The following is a 19,597-nucleotide window of genomic DNA, read 5'->3' as shown; positions in this document are numbered from 1 at the left end:
AGTGTTTTGAAGGACTTTTTGATCGGAGTGAAACCCTTACCGGTTAAACTCTACAAATCTCGATGCGAGAGAAGAGACCACCCAAATGTACAGCATATCTCCCTGGTAAATAAATCAATCTGTACGGAAAAATTCCTTTGGCAGAAGAAAGAGAGGGTTTTAAGTCAGAGTACGCCAACCACTTGCCATCCTTGCGCCAGCCAACGCGATCGCCAAATTCGTCCCAGATCTCATCACCGGGATACTTGCCATCCAGTTTAGCACCACACTCAACATAGATTTGCTTCTGGACGCTGAAGCCAAAGTGCCCATTGCTGTACTTCACCCATAGCCCATCAATGGCTTTTAGCTCTTCACAGGGAAAGTTGAGCAGTTCCTCAGCCTCAAACCCCTGTCCTTCTTCTTTCCCCACGGTGGTAATCATCAAGCGATAGGTTTCCTGATCTGCTTCTATCCATTGCTGGTTTTTCAGGTACTCCTCTAATTGGGCATAACGAGAGGTTTGTACGGTTCCCTTTAGAGCTTCAAGCTCTAACTGTTCTGCTCTTGATAAATCAACTCGCTTTGGAGTTTCCTGGAACACCTGATACGCCAAATCCACTAACTGACGTTTGATCGCTTCGCGGATCAAATCTGTGGGATTAACCAAACTGGCATAAAACAAAATAGTTGGCTTCCAGGCATCGACTGCTAACACTTCATACAAAATCGATTCCTGCCGTATCCGTACCACTTCCGATGCCGCTAAAAACTCCTGAAAACCGAGATGGGCAAATTCATAAATTCCTCCTTCTTTTTCGACCAGCAATTCACTCACCTGCACAATCTGGTCTAGAAAAGTCTCAGCAGACACATCTGGATCTCGTTCGGACAGAGCAGTTTTCATCAGTGCCAGCAGATCATCCCGTTGAATCTGCTTAAAGTTTTGCTCATCCTGTTTAACTCGTTGCATCATGGCTAACGCTACGATTTGCAGCACTTCCTGTCGCTGACTTAAGGAACTGAGCAACAGAGGAATGCCCTTTGCTCTCGGTCGGCGGCTGAGTTGCAGTTCGCAAATATCCTGATATAGTTCAACTTTACGCTGCGGAAGTTCGGCTCCCTGCTTATCTCGATGAAACCGCACCATCATGTTGAGCAACAGCGCATTGCCCGAAATGGCTTTGAGTTCAGGACGAGACTCAAGCTGCGCCAGTAGAGACGCTGCATTTTGTTTAGCCTGCTGTTCTACATCAGGGGTGTTGCGTCCACCTCTGGCATAACGTTCCTGGCAGGCATACCACTGCTCCACAAAGCGTTCGCGTTGCGTGTCATCAAAATCTTCGATCCAAAAGCTGGCTGTCGGGCGTTGGGCGGTGTAGTCTTTGCTGTAGGCGGCTGGTCGCGAGGTGATGATGAATACTGATTCGCGGTAATGGCGCATTTGCTGACTAATCCACTCACTCACCGTCTGTCGTTCTGCCAGTGGCACCTCATCAAAGCCATCAAACATCACCAGCGCATCGCCCTGTTTCAACGAATTTCGTGCCCAGTTGGGAGGTACGTTTAAGTCCTCTGCCTGGGGAAGACGCGGTAAATGGTAATCTGTCAACAGTTTGGGTAAGCTGGCGGGATCGTCTGGTGGCAGTTTTTTTAACTCTTGCCAGCACCGGGTAAGATACAGCAAAAACGGCACCAGTTTAGGGGCACGATGTTTGCGATGGGCGTTTGCTCCGTAGGTATAGGCAATGTGTTTCAGCAAGGTGGTTTTGCCATAGCCACCCCAGGCACGAATGGCAGTTTGGCGATAGGCTGAGTCTTGCCGCACCCGTCGCAACAAATCCCAAATCAGCATCATGCGACACGCTTCGACTTCCGCTGCATTTTGGGGAAGCCTCCCGTATCCAGGTAGCACTGAATCTAGGGAAAGTCTGAGGGGAACATAGACCTCTTGCAGCAGGGGTGTAAAAATGCCGTCTTCGTGCTTTATGCCATCCGGGTTGTCTTCCTGACAATCTAATCGCTGACACTTGAGGTATCTGGCTTCAAAGCCAGAAAACTGCCATTTCAAAGCTTCCTTCAGGCTCGTCATCCAGTTTGTTAAAGCATCAGCATCCTGCCTGCCCCGTTCTGCATAAATCTCTGACAGTCGTTCCACGAAGTTTTTACTATACGCTGCCCATACTGCCGTGACGATCGTCACCGGAAAGGTGAGGAGAACCTGCGCCCATTCTTGCTTGAGCTAAAAAACTAATAAATAGCCACCCACTTCCCCCCAGCGGCATCCCTTAATGAACGGCTGCACAATCTGACATTGAACTAAACGACGTTCAGCACTGGGGCGTGAGGATTGAGACGCTGGTTCTGGTGGAGAGGCTTCTGTGGGTTTAATCGGTTCAGCCATAGGGCAAGATTAGGACGATTTCCCCTAATTCTCCCTAAAAAGATGGGGAATGCCTAGAAAAAAGAAGGCGAATGCCCAGAGGTTAGAAGTTTTGCAGAAATGAAGCTTAGAAGGAAGAGTCTGTAAGCCTTATGGCTAATTCTGCTTGTCTGGTTCAAATAGCCGATCGCAGCAACTTCATCTGATAAGGATCAGCATCCTTCTGCCACACTACAAACTTTTCCGCAGAAAATTGTCCCTTCAACTCCGTACAGTGGTTTTCCAGGCACTTTTGCTAACCTTGGCGATCGCTTACTCTTCTGGATTCAATACCTGTTCAGCCGTGAGTTCAAACACGGGAAATAGGGAAGAAACGATGCGATCGGCTTTGCCGTCTCGAAGAGAATCGCCCCCCCGAAATCTTCTTTCCTGATAGACCCCATTGACTAACGACAGCACTGTGACAACCTGTTGCTCTGGATCCAGCAACCAATACTCTGAAATACCTCGTGTTTGGTACTGATCGCGTTTATCCTCATAATCACGGGCGCGGTTGGTTTGACCAGGACTCACAACCTCCATCACCAACACTGGAGCAGGCATATCCAGCCGAATCGTCAATCGTTTTTGGGTCAGTTCAATGTGTTCTGGTCGCACAATCACAAAATCAGGAAACCGATTTCGCGCTTGCTTGGGCTTCAGGACAGGAACTTCGATTTCACAGTTATATCGATGGGTAAGCCTGGGCTTCACCAACCCAGCACGAATGAAATAAAGCTGTAATGCCAACGAAAGCCATGCATTCAACTCAGACTCCGTTGGCATTTCGATTAGCACTCCATCAATCCATTCATAACGCTTGTCGGTACCATCGTCATAGGTCAGGTACTCCTCAAACGTCATGCGTGGTTTCGTTACGCTGAACATGAGCCTGCCCTCCCTCAATGACCCTCTGTTCATGTTGATCATACTTCACGGAATTGCCGCCAAGCAGCCTGCCTCAGCTTCATCCGATACGGGTCAGCATCTTTCCGCCACACTACGAACTTTCCCGCAGGAAATTGCCCCTTCAACTCCATACACTGGTTTTCCAGGCACTTCTGACAGCATGGACGATCGCCCCTTAGGACTGAAATTAACCCTGCGAACGATATTGCTCCAATAGCTGCTGAATCAACGCATTAGAGATACGAAAGGTGGTTTGCTGTAATTGGTCTAGGGCGATCGGCAAATCAAGCCAGCCTAAACGACTTGCTTCCTCTAAGATTCCTAAGGTGCCGATTACTTGCAAGCCACGTGATCGAGCAATTCGCCGCCCAACCAGTTCATCGACAATGAGTGAATCTGCTCCAAGTTGTTCAACGAGCAAAATGGCTGCTTGTTCTCCCAGGTCGAGCGCTTCCAATCCCCCATCGGGTTGCAGACGAACTGACTGAATATCCAACCAATCAGGTGGTTGAGCAATCCACTGTTGGATTTGGTCGGGCGATCGCTCATCTGCCAACTCTTCCTGCACAGCCTGAGGAATCACAACCTGACCATAAAGCCGCCGTAACAGGTCAATCTGTCCAATTAAAATCAGATAGCAGAGAGGCGATGTATCTGAAACAACAATCACGCGGGTAGCTTGCCTTCACATCTCAGTTGTTCGTGGGTTTGGCGGTCTGCTTCTAATTCCGACTGGTTGTAGTGAAGCCATGCCCCTTTTTGCTTAAGGAAAGCATCCACTTCCAAGCGAGTTGCCATACCCAGCAGTTGCCCTACCTTCCCAGCACTAATTACCTCATCGCGATAGGCTTGAACGACAACCATCTCCAAAATTTGGCGTTCCAGGCTTCCCCATCTGGCTGCTAGGTCACGGGCAATATCATCGGGCAGGGCAATTTCGATTTGCATGGTTGTTTCTTCTTTGCCGCTACAAGGCTAATAGCTATGGTAGCCTAACCCTCATCTTCATAGCTCTGGTCACCTTTGCCCTAACGCTCTTACCTTTCCGCTACCTCCAGTATGGAAGATGCCGATCGCCCAAATTCTTCAGGGGCATATTGCAGATGGGCTTCTGCGCCAGGGTAGAGGAAGGTGCCGGGGGTGACGGAGCGTACCAGATAGTGCAGGGTATAAACGCCCGGATCGAGTTTGTCTCCATAGGCAACAACCCGGTCTTTGTGAATCGTCTGGTAGGCAAGCTGCCAACTATCACCTTTTGCCTCAAAGTAAGGAGTGGATGTCTGGAAGCTGTTGTCTACGGCTTCAAATCCGGCAGGTAGTGGGTCTGTAATCAGCACATGGTTCACCGGGTGGTCAGTGATGATTTCTAGCCCCACATCATAGACCTGACCAGCCGAGATCTTGAGCGGATCGGGGGCATACAGTCCCGTTCTGAACAGAACTTTGTCCTGGTTGGCGGGGCGAATGGTGCGGGTGACACGCAAACCGTTGAGCCGTCCAGGTTGGCTACCAGTCAAACGGTAGCGGTAGGCAACGAGGTAGTGCAGTACCCCCTGACCTGATTTTTTCAAAACCAGGTCACTACGGTTCTGGGGCAGCTTGCTGATGGGTATTTTCACCTCTGAACTGGGGTTCTGATAACCCTGAAATTTCACGCTGGTGAGGGTTTTGCCTGCCAGTTGGGCGATCGCCTCAAAGTTGGGCGGTGTTGGCTGAAGCTGACTGTATGCCACCAGGGCGGTGAGAGCCTCGGCATTATCGAAGCTGCTTTGCCAGGTGCCATTCCGGCGTTGGGCAAGTAGCCCTTGCAGTCCCCGGTCAATTACGTCGGGGCGGGCTTTTTGGGCGATCGCAAGCTGCAATGCCTGTGCCTGGGCAACGGTTGGAGAATTGAGCCAACCCCACCCCTGGGGCAGGTTGACCGTTGCGGTGCGTCCCGTTTCCGAGATCGTTTCCTGGATCTGGTCTGCCATTGCCGTGGCTTCCTGCTGCCAGTTAGGAAAGCGGAAGAGGTAACGGGCCAGTTTGATCTGAGTCACTGGGTCAAACTGAGTACGGGCAGCATACAGGTCTGCCAGAAAGTCGCTGCGCTGGTCGCCCAGTTCTGCCAGGGCAATCAGTGCCTCCAGGCGAATCTGGTTCTTGCATAAGGACTCTTTGCAGAAGTCGTATTGTCCCGGATTTGCCAGCAGGTTGCTGAGGTAGCTTTTCAGGGAGGCTTCTAAAGCTGCAATTCGTTGAGTCTCAACCGCGGCGCGGGTCGCCTGGGCGATCGCCCGCGCTGCATAGGGAGTGACAAATGGATCTGACCGTTCTGCTCCGGGATAGGCGGCGAAACCGCCATCTGGTTTACGCAGCCTTTGCAATCGCTCGATTGCCTGACTTGCCTGTTGCTTCGGGGTAAAGCCTGCGAAGGTCTGCCCATAGGTTTTGGACAGCACCTCCAGGTTGGCTGCGATCGCCAGTTGACTGGCAGCCGGTTCTAAAAAGGGCAGATCGGCTTGATCTAACACTTGCCTGGCTGGAGCAGTCAGGGTTGGCATCAGGGTACTGGCAAGGGAAATATCCAGTCCGCCCACGTCTTGCGCCACATCCTTTTCAACGTTGATCGGAATTTTAGCTTCGCTAGTAGTAGAACCGGCTTCAATCACCTGCTCAGTCACATTCTGGGTGCGAATCTCCAAAGGTACCTCAAAGGCATCGGTGGCGCTGCCCAGTTGGGCATTGAACTGGACTTTTGCTGCACCACTACCCTGCACCTCAACCGGAAAGCGGTAAGCAGTCGTGCCAGCGTTGTTTACCTGTCCCTGGGCGCTACCATTCTTGTCAAGCTTGAGTGGTGGGGTGACAGTGCCGTTGACCGAGGCATTGCCCCCCTGCCCGGTGTTGTTGGTGACGGCAGCCCCCATCTGGAAGCGATCGCCCGGACGGGCAAACTGGGGCAGCAAGGGACTGGCAATTAACGGCTTGGTGCTGATAAAGGTGGCATCACCCCTGCCAAAATGCAGATTGCCATCGGTGGCAACGGTCATCACGCGCCAGGTAGTCAGGTCATCGGGTAGTTTGAAGGTGACTGTGGCATTGCCAATCGCATCCGTGATGACAGAAGGATTGTAGTATGCCAGCGCCTTGAAGTCAGTACGAACGCGGGTACTACCTGCACCGGGGGCAATTCCGCCCCCATAGCCCCAGCCTTTTTCCAGAGGGGATGCCAGCGGCTCGATCACTACATCCGGACGGTTATCGCTCAATCGGGTGGAAATGGGTTGCTCAGCATAGACCGTCTTTACCAGGTCGGGGGGACGGAAGCCAGTCAGTTGTAACACCGCTTCATTCACCACCATGACGGTCAGTTGACCCTTAGCAGGTTGGTTTTGGGCATTTCTGAGGGTCAACCGCACCGTTTGATCGTCCCCTGGCTTGAGCGTAGGGGTTACCTGGGTATCCACCTGCAAATACTGGGTATTCAGATCCGTGGTGAAGGGGGCAAAGCCAATGCGGACCAGGTTATTCAGGCTGCCAGGTTCGATCTGTGCCAGGGGCTTGCCCTGCCTGACCAACACCGCTTCCACTGCTGCATTCGGAATCATGTCGGGGGTGATCTGAAACTGTACCTGGGGTGCGCCGCCGGTTACTTTAGTCAGTGTCCGGTAGAGGGTGTTGTGGCGCACGACCGAAAAGTAGAGTTCTCCATCCGGGTAAGGTGACTGAATCAGAGCCGTGGCGGTATCGCCTAAGCGATAGCTTTTTTTATCCAGCTTGATTTCCAGTCGGTTGTTGCGGTAGCGACTGCCCCAACCCACGGGAGAGTCGCCCGTTGCCCAGATTTGAATGTCTGTCGCGCTGGTCTCATTGCTACCACCCAGCATTGCCCGGATGCGGTAAGAGCCAGAGATGGGCGGAGTCAGGAGTGCTGTTTGAGGTTGCACATCTGCCTGCACATCTTTGCTGTCTACCGTTTTGTATTCCACCTGGTTTTGCTCGATGCGGCTCCCTTCCACCAATCTGGTGACACGGCTGTAGTTCATCTGCTGCAATTCCAGACGGACTCGTTGGCTGGGATAGGGTTTGCCAAAAGCATCAGTGACAATTACCTTCACCGGAAATTCTTTGCCAGCCGTTGCTACAAAGTCACTCTGTAGCCCAATCAGGCGATCGCCTGGTAGTGCCAGAAATGTTTTGGAATCGGAAACCGAGAGGTTGGATACATCGGATACCTGGGCATCCACCCGGTAGGTCATCGGGTAGGGCAGGTTTTGTTCAACCTTTACCGTCTGGCTACTTTGCCCACTATTGTTTAACACCTGACTGGTTTGCAGCACATCGGTAGCCACCACAGGCGCTTCTTCTGGCCAAAACCACTGCCGCCCAAAGGAGAACTCCTCCCAACCCCTGGGCTGAAACTGGGTCTGCTGTCGGGTCACATAGTAATTCGCCTTACCACCCTCCACGGGAGAACCAAACAGATAGGTACTTTGAGTTTTTGCCTCAATGTTTCTTCCCCCCAGCGCAATCATCGTTGGAGTGGACACAGCCTGAATGCCTCTCCCCGGCTCCTCTGCCCCTCTGCTCCTCTGCTCCTCCGCCCCCCGATCCTGCTCTCCTCCACTAAGAGACAGTTCCACTTTGAAGTTGGGTGGCTTAAACTCAGCCACGCGAAATTCACCCAGAATCTCAACGCCGTTGCCTGCTTTTGCTTTGACATAGTGGTAACCCAGGGGTTGGCTTGGCTCCAGGGGCAATTTCAGCGAAAAGGTGCCAAAGTCATTGGTCGTCTGAGTTCCCAGTTTTTTGTTTAGTCCATTGGGACCTTCCAGGGTGAGAGTGTAGCTGACCTTTTTATCCTGCTTCAAGGCACCGTTTTGCAGGTAGTAGGCAAATCCAGTCAGGGTAACGGTTTCTCCAGGTTGGTAAAGTTGGCGATCGCTAAAAATCGTTCCCCGTGACTCTGGCTTGGTACTCTGCCATCCGGCATCAATCCCGTACTCGTAGGCTCCGCTGTACTCATTAGTGCGGGTAAATGCCCAGTCGCGCCCCTCTTGAGCAATGACTAACAGCTTGGGCGGTTCTGCAAAGCGGCTTCCCCCCATGCATTGCTGTAAGTTCTGGGAAGTCAAGAGCAGGGTGCCATCCTTACCCGTGGTGCCCGTCGCACAGGCGGAGGCATCCCCTGGAGCGGTTGCCTCTAAGCGAGACTGATAAATCTGAACGGGGGCATTCGCCACGGCTGAGCCATCGGAGAGATGGTGTACTCGCACGATGCCAGACTCCGGAAACCACTGGGCAAACACTCCCAGATTGGTCAACTGTACCAGCCCGTAGGTAGTCGGTTCCCGCCACCGTTCCTGATTACCCTCTTTATAGGCGTTGGTGCGTGCCTGGACACCGTAAGCCAGCATTCCCGTAGCCCCCCCCAGTTCCTTTGGCAGTGGCACGGTGATATCAGTTGCCTGATTGTTCGGGTTCTGGATAGGTGTGCTTCTCCAGGCGGAAGGGTTGGGCAATAGTCCACTGCCACCCTCTTTGGGATAGGCAGAGTCATAGTAGACCAGGTCAGTCGGCTGAACAACTGAGAATGCAGACTTGTAACTGGACAGGTTGACCGTAGAGATGTTCAGTTGCAGGTCCTTACCCGTCGGAAAGATATTTAAGCCGGAAGGTGCCCAGATATCGGGGGAAACATCTCCCGTCTCGTACTGTAAGGTGACGGGTTTACCCAGGGTTTGCCCAAATTTGTCCTTCAACCCAGAGCCAAGGGTAATGGTGTAGGTGGTTGCCGGTTCCAGTGCCCAGGGATTGAGGTTGATGGTGCGATCGCCTTCATACGCCTGCACCAGAGGTACATCCTGCTTGGGAGCAGGGTTGATAGAAATACTGGAAATCGCCGACTCTGCACTTAGCCCATTGTTGAACTCCAGTTGAGCCGTTCCTTTAGCAAACCGCCCATATGCTCCACCGGCATCGGGCTGACCGTAGTAACCCAACTTCTGAAAGGCTAACGGTGAATAGGTTTCAATCTGACTGGCAAACACCGCTTCACTTGGTAGATTGCCCCGTGCCGGACGCACACCCGGAGCCACCTCTAGCCGGTAGCGTGTGGATTTTGCCAGTGCTTGCTGCGGCTCAATGGCATAGGTCCAACGTTTTTCAGACTCATCGAATTGCTCTGCGGACGATGGGTTTTCAGGGTTGTCCTCCTGCTTCTGCAAATCAACTTTGAGTAGTACCCCTTTGGTTTCTCCGGGCAGCATCAGTTTCAGATGCTCTTTAAGTGAAGACAGGTCTAGCTCGGTGTTAGAGGTGATTTTGAGGACAGGCTTGGTATCAAACGGTTCAACCGTTTCTCCGGAAGAAGAACCTGTTGATGAACCAGGCAGGTTCATTAGCTTAATTGCTTCGGTATTGAAGGTCCAGGCAAGGTCTTTGTCGAGGCGATGGTTTTTTAGATCTGCCAGTCCGGCTTTGAGGGTTACTTTTACTCGCGTTGCCTGGGGAGTTGCCTTGTCTGCCTGAAAGCCGACCATGCGCGGGGTCAAAAAGCGAAACTGACCCGGTAGCGGTGGTAGGATTTCAAATTTTTTGAGGATGTCTTGCTGGTCTTTGCTCTCCAGGCTTTCGACCGGGACGAGGGGTTCCTTGAACCGAATCCGGATCTGAGCCGTCGGTGCGGCTTCTCCCAGTGGACTGATCTGTTCAATCCAGTCAGGCAATTGGGGGTTTGTCAGGGGCGTTACCATTGGCAACGGCGCACCCCCAGGAGTGATATTTGCTGCACTACAACCACCCAGTTTGAAAACAAGGATGAGTCCAACCAGGAACAGCCCAATGAACTTGACCCGACCCCAATCACGCATGAACTCTCTCCCCCACAGGCAACGCTAAAAACGCTGATGACATCATACCTACATGGGAAGTTGCTTGGCTTTCCGGGATGATCAATAAATCTTTACTGAGGGTGGGTATCGGGCACTTAGGGACTCGCAAATTAATAAAGTTCCAACGTCATTCCCGCGCAGGCGGGAATCCATCGTGGAGCAGATTGTCTAGCGGGTACTTTATTTTTGGGCACATCCCTAACAACCAACCACACCCCTGTCTATCCACACGTCTTGTTGGCAAAATCACAGTTATAAATTGCCGGAGCTTGCCAGCTTAGGGGAATTTCCAGTAGATCTCTTGTGCCGGTAAAGCCCTGGCTGATGAATAGCAGCAGGGCTATGGAGTTGAGAATAATATGGACGTTGCGCCAGCGATTTTTGCGATCTTGATAGATTTCTTGAACAATTGCCAGGGAAAAAATCATCAGCATGATGGCAGCCATGCCGAAGTAAAAGTGAGACACGTACCATTCATCGTTCCGACGAAAAATTTCAGGCTGAAAGCCGAGAACCATCACCCCCATACCCGTCAGGGTGGCAAAAATTGCCCGCCAGATTTTAGATCTGGCATTGTAGAGAATCACCAATGAGGCGATCGTGGCAGCAAACATGGCAAGGATGAAGTAAAACCGAAAGGGATCCTTCGCCAGCACTTCAGCTTTATACATCTTTGTAAATAGTGGATGAGCCAGCCCAATCAAAGAAATGCCAACCACGGCTCCACTCAACCATTTACCTAGTTGCACATGTTCCTGCCCAACCACGGGCGCAATTTTGCTTTTCCCATCCTCCTTCACCTGCAAGCGACGCTGGCGGGTCTGCCAGGCTAACCGGGTTACCATTCCAATCAGAGGAAAGATAATCACCACTGCCAGTGCCGGATGTACGATTCCAAGAAGGTCTTCAAGATTCAGCATGGAACATCCCCCTGTGGTTAAGAGAAAGCTTGAGAAGTCTGGAATGGTAGTAGATTAACAGGTTGGAATGAATCTATGCTGAGTTTTGAGAGAATATTAGCTGAAATGGTTTATATAGCTATCGTCTTCGCCAACGGTTTGCATTTCTAGCAGGTGGTTTGCGTGGATTAGACGGTCCGCGATCGCCTGTCGCCATCGCAAACTGATTCTTAAATCTGCCAACACTTCCTGAGCCTGTTGCCGATAAAACGCACTTCTAACAATGTCTACTTGCTCTAGCAATTCGAGATTGTCAAACACAGTTTGAGGAGGAATGGAGTCCATAGGGGTGAGGGTTGGGGAATGGGGAAGTAGGTCGTCGTTTGTCATTCATTTGTCATTGGTCATTCGTCCTTTGTTGCCTGTAAATACTAATGACTAATGACCAATGACTCCTTCACTAACAGCCATTTAGGGCAGATCGGTGCTGCCCATCAGGTAGCGATCGCATTCGCGGGCGGCTTCCCGTCCTTCGTTAAATGCCCAGACAACCAGGCTCTGACCGCGACGGCAGTCACCAGCGGCGAACACACTGGGAATGCGGGTGGTGTATTTGCCATAGTCGGCTTTGATATTACTGCGGGGATCGCGATCGAGTCCGAGGGCATCGATCAGCATTTGTTCAGGACCGAGGAATCCCATTGCCAGCAGCACGAGTTGAGCCGAGATCACTTTTTCTGTACCGGGGACATGCTTGGGAATGAACTGACCTTTATCATTCCGCTCCCATTGCACCTGGACGGTATGAATCGCTTTTACATTCCCGCTGTCGTCCCCTTCAAATTTCGTTGCCGTTGTGGTGTAAACACGGGGATCATCCCCAAATTTGGCAGCGGCTTCTTCCTGACCGTAGTCCATCTTGTAGACTTTGGGATATTCGGGCCAGGGATTGTCTGAGGCACGTTCCTGGGGAGGTATGGGCATAATTTCTAGCTGAGTGACGCTATTACAGCCGTGGCGCAGGGATGTTCCCACACAGTCAGTACCCGTATCACCACCGCCAATGATGACCACATCTTTGCCTGCTGCCGAGATAAAGTTCTCATTTGGCTGTTCGTCCAGAATTGCCTGGGTATTGGCGGTGAGGAAGTCCATAGCGAAGTGAATGCCTTTCAAATCGCGCCCTTCAATGGGGAGATCACGCGGTTTGGTGGCTCCAATACAGAGGACGACGGCATCAAAGTCATTCAACAACTTCTCAACGGGCAAATCCTTACCAATCTCTGTATTGCAAACGAAGGTGACTCCTTCCGCTTCCAGCACATTCAGCCGCCGCATCACTACGTCTTCTTTGTCCAGCTTCATGTTAGGGATGCCGTACATCAGCAAGCCACCGGGGCGATCTGCGCGTTCGTAGACTGTGACCCAGTGTCCGGCAGTGTTCAATTGAGCGGCGGCGGCCAATCCAGCGGGACCAGAACCAATAATGGCAATTTTTTTGCCCGTCCGTTTTGCTGGAGGATTGGGAGTAATCCAGCCTTCCTGCCAGCCTTTTTCGGCGATGGAATACTCAATGTTTTTGATTGTGACGGGTGGGTTATGGATACCCAGCACGCAGGAACCTTCACAGGGAGCGGGACAGACTCGTCCGGTAAATTCTGGGAAATTGTTGGTTTTGTGCAGGCGATCGAGGGCTTCTTTCCACAATCCGCGATAGACCAGATCATTCCATTCCGGGATCAGGTTGTTGACTGGGCAACCACTTGCCATGCCACTGATCAGCGTACCTGTGTGACAGAAGGGTGTGCCGCAGTCCATACAGCGTGCGCCCTGGGTGCGAAGTTTCTCCTCTGGCATGGGCAGGTGAAACTCATCCCAGTTACGGATGCGATCGAGTGGTGCCGTTTCGGATGCTACTTCACGCAGGTACTCAATAAAGCCAGTTGGTTTTCCCATTAGTTATGCCTCAGTTTCAGGGTTAAGCTGGTAGTAGAAAACAATCATTGCGCTAATTCGAGGATTTAGGGAAGAGAATTATTCAAAATGCAGATACCAGAGAATCCAAGTAGTAACGATATTCGCGATGCGTTGATTCAGTTGCGAGAAGAAGTCAGTCAGCTTAACAGTAAAGTTGAAAAGTTAGACTACAAGTTTGATGCTTACCAGAAAGGTACAGACGGTATGGTGAGAATGGCAACTACGATTATCATTGCGACCGCTTCGGTAGTGGTTCTCTCTAGCCTCAGCCCTGAAATCACCGCCATTATCACTGCGTTATCAGCCAATACAAACTAAGCAATCCTTAAGTTTAAGCATCCTCCATCTATTGCGAAATCGCCTTATAATATCGAATCTTTAAAGAGTTATAATTTGCGCGATCGCTCAATCAAACTTCGACCACCTCTGAATCCTTACATTTTTAACCAGGCAAAAATTTGTTCTACGGTTAAGCTGAGTTCAACTCCAGGCAATACAGTCAAGACATCTTGGTTTTGAAACAATTTCGGTTGTTGATTGGGTTGAAAAACAATAATTGAGCGATCGCCGGGATCAATTACCCATCCTAATTTGCAAGCATAGGTCAGGCAGTGAAGAATATTTCCGGTCACACGATTAGAGCTTTGATCGGGAGCAAGGATTTCGATCGCCCAATCGGGAGCAATCATTACATCATCAATTAGCTCTCCATTCTCATCGAATTCAATGTGTTCCCATTGCAGCACTGTTACATCCGGGATAATCGATCGTCCTCCAAAGGTGCAACGCAGTTCAGGAAATGCATAGGCGACTTGCTTGTCCTCAGCCACTTCGTTCACAGTACTAACCAATTTACTTTGAAGCCGGGAGTGGCGTGTTTTGGGCATTGGCTTCTGAAAAATCTTGCCATCAATATATTCACTAGCGGGTTTTGTTTCTGGTAATTTCAGAATCTCCTCTAAAGTTAGTTTTTTAGGTGAAGTTTGTACCATGAGGGATTGCCTCTAAATTCATAATTTCATTTGGCTGATAAATTCCTGATAAAACTGCTGATGTGACCCAGAAAAGTTATCCATTCCTTCCTTCGTTAAATAGCCCTTACTTCTACCTGTATGGGGATTTTCGACATAGCTATCAATGTATTTCGGATAATTTGGATTTTCATGCCAGGTAATATTGAAGGCGGCATATTTTGGAAAGAATGTCATGTTAGCGTAAGCCTTGATGTGATCGTGTATCCACCAGGCTAGGGCAGTCCAGTCTTTTGTGCGATCGTAGTAGGGAATGAAAGAAGTCACAATCACACAGGCAGTGGCACCCATAAATTCACCGTCTTTCCGATCCCAAATATGCCCCGCGTAATTTTTCTTGTTTTCTGCACAGCTAAAATCCTTTTCGTTTCCCCGCTGATTTACATCGCAGGAACGGTAAGCAGAGCGGATGCTCATTCTGCCCAGTACATCTTGAATCGGTTCCAGAACGCGTTCACAAAGGTTTTTGCCTGCCGCGATCGCCAATTCCGGGTCATCTGGAATATTTGGAATTCCCTCAATTTGAGAGATTTCAGAGTAAAGAAATTCACGCATGAAAAAACTTTTGGAGAGCTGAACCCGCCCCAATTCCTCTAAACTCTTAACTTTGTCTGGTTTTTTCGTGAGCATTACTTCTGATTAGCTGATTTTCTTTTTTTGGGGGTTTGGGCGATCGCTAATTTATTATGGGAAATCCACAGTTTTATTAATTAACTTGCGATAAGGAACGAACGGTCAAAATTTCGTCAGCGCGTAGAGGCTCAATAGCAGACACCGGAACAGTGACAACAGCAATGGTTTCACCGATTGCATTAAAGACTTCCAAAATACAACCTGGCTCTCCACCTGTGGGATGGGGAACAAAATCAATTAACGTCGCAATATCCCCAACTTTGAGTTGATGCTCTGGGAGATCACGGGTTAGAGCGATCTCCTGGTATAGCTCAATTGCCATGACGGGACTCCTTACGGGGCTTGAGAGTGACAAACTGATACCAATTTAAACAGTATTCAGGGCAGATAGGGCATCGAGAATAAATGCATACCCTGTGATGGAAGCAATTAGCTCAGGAGTTAACTGAGCAATCAGTTGATCAACTTTAAGTTGGAGTTGGTCGACGGTATATGATCTTCTTTGTGCGGTGGGTTTCATACAAGTCTTCCTCGCTTGTTGGGTTTGTATACTTCAAGCTTATGGGTGTCTTGTCTCACCGCACTTTACTTTTTCATCATAGGGACAACCTACATTGCAGAACTTTTAGGTTACTCTACTAGTGCTTCACGGCAAAAACTTTATGTCAGCGGGGTACGTGGCTCAGTGGACACCCAGCCCCACTCATCCCCCATCCACGTCACAGGGGCACTTGCCAGAGCCGCTCTGCTGGATGCAGTCGGGGCATGTAGCCATAGGTTTGATCCAGGGTCTGCCTCAATTTCAACCCAGGGCGGAAGGCGATCGCTGTTGCCCCCCGAATTTTGGCATCAAAGTCTTTAGTTTTGACCCAGCCTATATCCTGGTTCGCTAGCAGAAGCGGAATATCCTGATTGAGCAAATAGCTGAGGGAAATGAGATCGCCGGTGTTGGTGTAATCATCTCCAATATCGCTAATAACAATCGGCGAAGGACTGTTGCGAATAATTTCAGCGGTTTCCCCGTTGAAGTAGCTCAGATCCCTATTCCACCAGGTATAGGAAAAGGCGCTGACGGTTAGAGATGCCAGACTACCGAGCACTAAAAGAGCGAATGCACTATTCCAGAGCCACTGTTTAATCGAATGGAGAGACAGGATCTGAGAGCCTTGCTGGTTGTGTTGCAGCAGAGAGAACCCGGTTGATAAAAAGTAGGCAACTGCCAGTTGAATACCGGGATAGGAAGAAACCAGATAACGACTGACCGCGGACCGCTTGCCTCCCAGAATCAGGTCAGGCAATGCCAGCACTAGAAACGGCACCAGAATGGACGTGAGCACAAATAGCCAGGTTGAGCGATCGCACCGACGACAGAGGGTGTAGATGGCGATGCCAATCAAAATCAATACTGGAAGTCGCCCCAGAAAGGTCAAAGGGTTGCTAAAACCCCAATCCAGATCGAAGAACAGGGAGGTGAAACTGAGCGTCCATAATTTCGCCAGATAATCAATACCTGGGGAAATTTTCGACCAGTCGGTAGTTGCCAGTGCCCGTTGGCGATTTGCCAGCAGGACATACCCCCAGGGTCCGAACAGAATCACACCAGCCGAGATCGCCAGCCAAAAGCGCCCAACCATTCGCCCTACATTGGTATAGCGGGGTTTCTGGTCAATGGATCGGCGAGTTTCTGCCAGGGCTTCAATCCCTACATAGACCACCTGCCCCATCACCGTCAACCCAAAAAATGGCTGCGTATACAGCCCCAGTGCTACTGACAGGGCATACCATCCCCAGGCAACCCATCTCCTTCTCTGCCCTTCTCCCTCTTTGCCCCTGCGTGCCTTTGCCTCTTGCCGGAGAGCGCGCAACAGTAACCATTGACTAGCAATCACCAATACAGTCAGCAAACTGTACTGCCGTGCTGTTTGGGCAAACAGAACATCAAAGGGAGAGAGTGCCAGCAGAGTGGTTGCCAGCAATGCCACCCCAGCAGAAGCAAACAATTCCCAGGCAAGGGCATACATCAACGGCAGCGCCAGCAGGCTAATCAGGGCTGGAAGAAACCGGGATGCCGTCAACGAACCGCCAAATGCCTGCATCCAAAAGCGGGCGATCGCAAAGTAAAGCGGCGGATGCTGGGGATCTTCCACGGCTAGCGAGTGAACTGTATCACCAAGGGTACTGTCTGGCTTGATCTGCTGAAAGGCTTGCAGTTCGCCCATGGAACCCACACGATTTTGAAACAGATCCTGATCGATTTCTCCACGGGTGTATCCCGCAGCCCGCATGGAAGTGTAGACCTCGTCGTGCCAGTACACCTTATGGCTGAGGTTGATAAAGCGAAATGCGATACCGACCAGCAGTAGAAAAACCAAAGTTGCTTTAAGCCAGTTAGGGAAACGCACGCAGGTAAACCCCCGTTGATCAGGCACAAATATAATCCGACAGTCTAGAATAACCCAACAGTTTAGAACAACCCGATAGTTACAGCGAGTTTCATTTGCCTGGAGCCTACGGCAATAGCCTATGTATTCTATAAACAGCTACAGCAATTCTCAGCTTTGTTAGGTACGTTATTGGTCATTGGTCATTGGTTATTGGTCATTGGTCATTGGTCGCCCACAAATGATTAATGACTAATGACTCATAACAAACTGCTAGCTTATACCGCATCAGCATGAGAACCGCTGTAGAGGATGAACTCAGTTTGTAGCAGATTTGGTATTTTCCAGAGCACATGATGAAAGAACTCTACCCGCCGATTGAACCTTACCAGACTGGCATGCTTCAGGTCTCTGAGCTACACCAGATTTACTTTGAAGTATCGGGTAATCCAAAGGGCAAACCTGTTGTGGTGCTGCATGGAGGTCCCGGTGGGGGCAGTCCGCCCTTTTATCGTCAGTACTTTGACCCAGCCCGCTGGCAAATTGTTTTATTCGACCAGCGGGGGTGCGGGAAAAGCAAGCCCCATGCAGAGCTACGGGAAAACACAACCTGGGATCTGGTGGCAGATATTGAGCGGCTGCGATCGCACCTCAACATTGATCAATGGGTCGTTTTTGGTGGGAGTTGGGGTAGCACCCTGTCCCTCGCCTATAGCCAGACCCATCCCGATCGCTGTTTAGGACTCATTTTGCGGGGAATTTTCATGTTGCGCCGCAAAGAAATACTCTGGTTCTACCAGGAAGGTGCCAGCTATATCTTTCCCGATGCCTGGGAAAAGTACCTCAAACCGATTCCCCCGGAAGAACGCCATGATCTGCTGACGGCTTACTACAAACGCTTAACCAGTCCCGATCCGCAAATTCGGCTAGAAGCTGCTAGAGCCTGGTCTATGTGGGAAGGCAGCACCAGTAGGCTACTGCAAGACCCCAATTTAATCGCCCGATTTGGCACCGCTCAGTTTGCCGATGCCTTTGCCCGGATTGAGTGTCATTACTTTGTGAATGGGGGTTTTCTGCAATCGGAAGATCAATTGCTGAAGCAGGTCGATCGCATCCGCCACTTACCCGCGGTGATTGTGCAGGGGCGCTATGACGTGGTTTGCCCGATGATTACTGCCTGGGAACTGCATCAAGCCTGGGCAGAAGCTGAATGGATTGTGGTTCCCGATGCTGGGCATTCCATGTCCGAACCGGGAATTCGGAATGCTTTGATCGAGGCAGGCGATCGTTTCGCAGCGTAGGCTAAGCTCACTTCCGCTCCGGGTGCCTTGCCTCTTCGCGGGGGATACCGAGCCGATTTACCTCTGCAATCAGTTGGTACAGCCGTCCGAGGTCGCGCTGGTTGAAATGAAACACCAGGCGGGAAACGCCTACCGAGGCATCCTGCGCTTCTTGCGGCAGGGGAGCGCTCTTTTCAATCCGCCCTTTGATCAGGATGTCGCTAAAGTTCTCATTCAGCCACTCTACGTTCTCATCCGAAAGCTCGGAATTGAGGCGAAGCACCAGTCGGGTGCCGACATAACGGCAGGAGTGGAAGACCCGGTAGAAGCTGGCGATCGCCTCACAAGCCACGTCTACCCGATCCGTAATGGTATATAAACTAGGGTCTTCCGGGCTGATCAATCGCCGTTCCAACAATTGCTTGTTAATATAGGCGCTCCAGTCGTGCCAGTAATCTCCCCCCGGTCTGTCAATCAACACTAGGGGCATGGGAGCCGACTTACCCGTCTGGCTCAGGGTCAGACATTCAAACGCCTCATCCTGGGTGCCAAAGCCGCCAGGGAAGAGTGCCAGAGCATCACTTTCCCGCAGAAAAAAGAGCTTACGGGTAAAGAAGTATTTGAATGGGATGAGTTTGCGATCGCCCTCAATGAAGGAATTGGCACCCTGCTCAAACGGAAGCTGAATGTTTAACCCAAACGATTTATCCCGTCCGGCTCCCTCATTGCCAGCCTGCATAATGCCGGGACCTGCCCCCGTCATCACCATAAACCCCTGCTGAGTAATGGCTTTGGCAAATTCGACTGCCATCTGATATTCCACCGTGGTAGGGGCAATGCGTGCCGAACCAAAAATCGAAATTTTGCGGATATGACGATAGGGATAGAAAATGCGGAATGCCCGCTCCATATCCTGAAGGGAAGCATTGCAGATTTTCCAGTCGAGCCGGTCAAAATCATCCTCTGCCATGCGAACGATGGTGGCGAGTGCTAACTGAATTAACTCCCCATGCTTTGTATGGGGCAAGCGATCAAGCAGACGAAGCACATCGGCATGAAGCGACTCAGATGCATTTGGCAGTGGAGATGTAGCCATGAATCCCTCCAAACGGGCAGCATTCTATTGTATCGAGATTCGAGGCTTTCTCGTTTACGTAGCGTGCCCCTGTTGAGAGAAATTTATGCTGCCCTTTGGCAGACCGAAAAACCAG

The 19,597-nt window shown here is 50.8% G+C and carries 18 protein-coding genes; 3 read left to right on the top strand and 15 right to left on the bottom strand.

All coding sequences use genetic code 11. The features are described from left to right. Positions 1 to 43 precede the first annotated feature (43 nt). From AC1S52_RS16005 to AC1S52_RS15995, 3 genes are all read right to left on the bottom strand, one after another. Positions 44 to 2,182, bottom strand: coding sequence for a GUN4 domain-containing protein (locus AC1S52_RS16005; protein ID WP_482030028.1), 2,139 nt, complete (start codon positions 2,180 to 2,182; stop codon positions 44 to 46). Positions 2,183 to 2,221: 39 nt separating this feature from the next. Next, entirely contained in the window at positions 2,222 to 2,383 is a 162-nt protein-coding gene (locus tag AC1S52_RS16000; protein WP_482030027.1) for a hypothetical protein, read from the bottom strand. Between the two features lie 291 nt (positions 2,384 to 2,674). Then, positions 2,675 to 3,289: a Uma2 family endonuclease gene (locus AC1S52_RS15995; protein ID WP_482030026.1), complete on the bottom strand. Its 615-nt coding sequence runs from the start codon at positions 3,287 to 3,289 to the stop codon at positions 2,675 to 2,677. Positions 3,290 to 3,320: 31 nt separating this feature from the next. Here AC1S52_RS15995 and AC1S52_RS15990 point away from each other — a divergent pair, with 31 nt between their 5' ends. After that, positions 3,321 to 3,527, top strand: coding sequence for a hypothetical protein (locus tag AC1S52_RS15990; RefSeq protein WP_482030025.1), 207 nt, complete (start codon positions 3,321 to 3,323; stop codon positions 3,525 to 3,527). Here the strand turns inward: AC1S52_RS15990 and AC1S52_RS15985 are convergent. The 6 genes from AC1S52_RS15985 to gltD all read right to left on the bottom strand — a co-directional run bounded on the left by AC1S52_RS15985 (position 3,498) and on the right by gltD (position 13,040). Then, the gene (locus AC1S52_RS15985; RefSeq protein WP_482030024.1) at positions 3,498 to 3,980 is read right to left on the bottom strand and encodes a PIN domain-containing protein; all 483 of its coding nucleotides are present in this window, start codon (positions 3,978 to 3,980) and stop codon (positions 3,498 to 3,500) included. The genes AC1S52_RS15990 and AC1S52_RS15985 overlap by 30 nt on opposite strands. Beyond that, on the bottom strand, positions 3,977 to 4,258 hold the full coding sequence (locus AC1S52_RS15980; RefSeq protein ID WP_482030023.1) for a UPF0175 family protein: 282 nt from the start codon (positions 4,256 to 4,258) through the stop codon (positions 3,977 to 3,979). Before AC1S52_RS15980 ends, AC1S52_RS15985 begins: the two co-directional genes overlap by 4 nt. Before the next feature lie 89 nt (positions 4,259 to 4,347). After that, the gene (locus tag AC1S52_RS15975; RefSeq protein WP_482030022.1) at positions 4,348 to 10,164 is read right to left on the bottom strand and encodes an alpha-2-macroglobulin family protein; all 5,817 of its coding nucleotides are present in this window, start codon (positions 10,162 to 10,164) and stop codon (positions 4,348 to 4,350) included. A gap of 242 nt (positions 10,165 to 10,406) precedes the next feature. Continuing rightward, on the bottom strand, positions 10,407 to 11,105 hold the full coding sequence (locus AC1S52_RS15970) for a DUF4079 domain-containing protein (protein WP_482030021.1): 699 nt from the start codon (positions 11,103 to 11,105) through the stop codon (positions 10,407 to 10,409). A gap of 96 nt (positions 11,106 to 11,201) precedes the next feature. After that, positions 11,202 to 11,474: a hypothetical protein gene (locus tag AC1S52_RS15965; RefSeq protein ID WP_482030020.1), complete on the bottom strand. Its 273-nt coding sequence runs from the start codon at positions 11,472 to 11,474 to the stop codon at positions 11,202 to 11,204. A gap of 81 nt (positions 11,475 to 11,555) precedes the next feature. Further along, positions 11,556 to 13,040 carry a glutamate synthase small subunit gene (gene gltD, locus AC1S52_RS15960; protein WP_482030019.1) on the bottom strand — a complete coding sequence of 495 codons (1,485 nt, stop codon included), beginning with the start codon at positions 13,038 to 13,040 and terminating at the stop codon, positions 11,556 to 11,558. An 87-nt stretch (positions 13,041 to 13,127) separates the two neighbouring features. Between gltD and AC1S52_RS15955 the strand changes: the two genes are divergently transcribed. After that, the gene (locus tag AC1S52_RS15955; protein WP_482030018.1) at positions 13,128 to 13,379 is read left to right on the top strand and encodes a ssr2422 family thylakoid membrane protein; all 252 of its coding nucleotides are present in this window, start codon (positions 13,128 to 13,130) and stop codon (positions 13,377 to 13,379) included. Between the two features lie 116 nt (positions 13,380 to 13,495). Here the strand turns inward: AC1S52_RS15955 and AC1S52_RS15950 are convergent, their stop codons facing one another. The 5 genes from AC1S52_RS15950 to AC1S52_RS15930 all read right to left on the bottom strand — a co-directional run bounded on the left by AC1S52_RS15950 (position 13,496) and on the right by AC1S52_RS15930 (position 17,154). Further along, positions 13,496 to 14,053, bottom strand: coding sequence for a Uma2 family endonuclease (locus tag AC1S52_RS15950; protein ID WP_482030017.1), 558 nt, complete (start codon positions 14,051 to 14,053; stop codon positions 13,496 to 13,498). Between the two features lie 18 nt (positions 14,054 to 14,071). Then, on the bottom strand, positions 14,072 to 14,722 hold the full coding sequence (locus AC1S52_RS15945) for a hypothetical protein (RefSeq protein WP_482030016.1): 651 nt from the start codon (positions 14,720 to 14,722) through the stop codon (positions 14,072 to 14,074). Between the two features lie 76 nt (positions 14,723 to 14,798). Further along, entirely contained in the window at positions 14,799 to 15,047 is a 249-nt protein-coding gene (locus tag AC1S52_RS15940) for a DUF4926 domain-containing protein (protein ID WP_482030015.1), read from the bottom strand. 45 nt (positions 15,048 to 15,092) lie between these two features. After that, complete coding sequence (locus tag AC1S52_RS15935; RefSeq protein WP_482030014.1) at positions 15,093 to 15,245, bottom strand: hypothetical protein; 153 nt, start codon at positions 15,243 to 15,245, stop codon at positions 15,093 to 15,095. 199 nt (positions 15,246 to 15,444) lie between these two features. Continuing rightward, positions 15,445 to 17,154 carry a glycosyltransferase family 39 protein gene (locus AC1S52_RS15930; RefSeq protein ID WP_482030013.1) on the bottom strand — a complete coding sequence of 570 codons (1,710 nt, stop codon included), beginning with the start codon at positions 17,152 to 17,154 and terminating at the stop codon, positions 15,445 to 15,447. Positions 17,155 to 17,462: 308 nt separating this feature from the next. Here AC1S52_RS15930 and pip point away from each other — a divergent pair, with 308 nt between their 5' ends. Further along, the gene (pip, locus tag AC1S52_RS15925; RefSeq protein WP_482030012.1) at positions 17,463 to 18,407 is read left to right on the top strand and encodes a prolyl aminopeptidase; all 945 of its coding nucleotides are present in this window, start codon (positions 17,463 to 17,465) and stop codon (positions 18,405 to 18,407) included. Positions 18,408 to 18,414: 7 nt separating this feature from the next. Here the strand turns inward: pip and AC1S52_RS15920 are convergent, their stop codons facing one another. Next, entirely contained in the window at positions 18,415 to 19,482 is a 1,068-nt protein-coding gene (locus AC1S52_RS15920) for an LOG family protein (RefSeq protein WP_482030011.1), read from the bottom strand. Positions 19,483 to 19,597 lie beyond the last annotated feature (115 nt).

The organism is Kovacikia sp. CALU 1929, assembly GCF_056784235.1.
The sequence above is the reverse complement of the archived record's forward strand: the minus strand, read 5'-3'. Positions and strand labels throughout refer to the sequence as shown.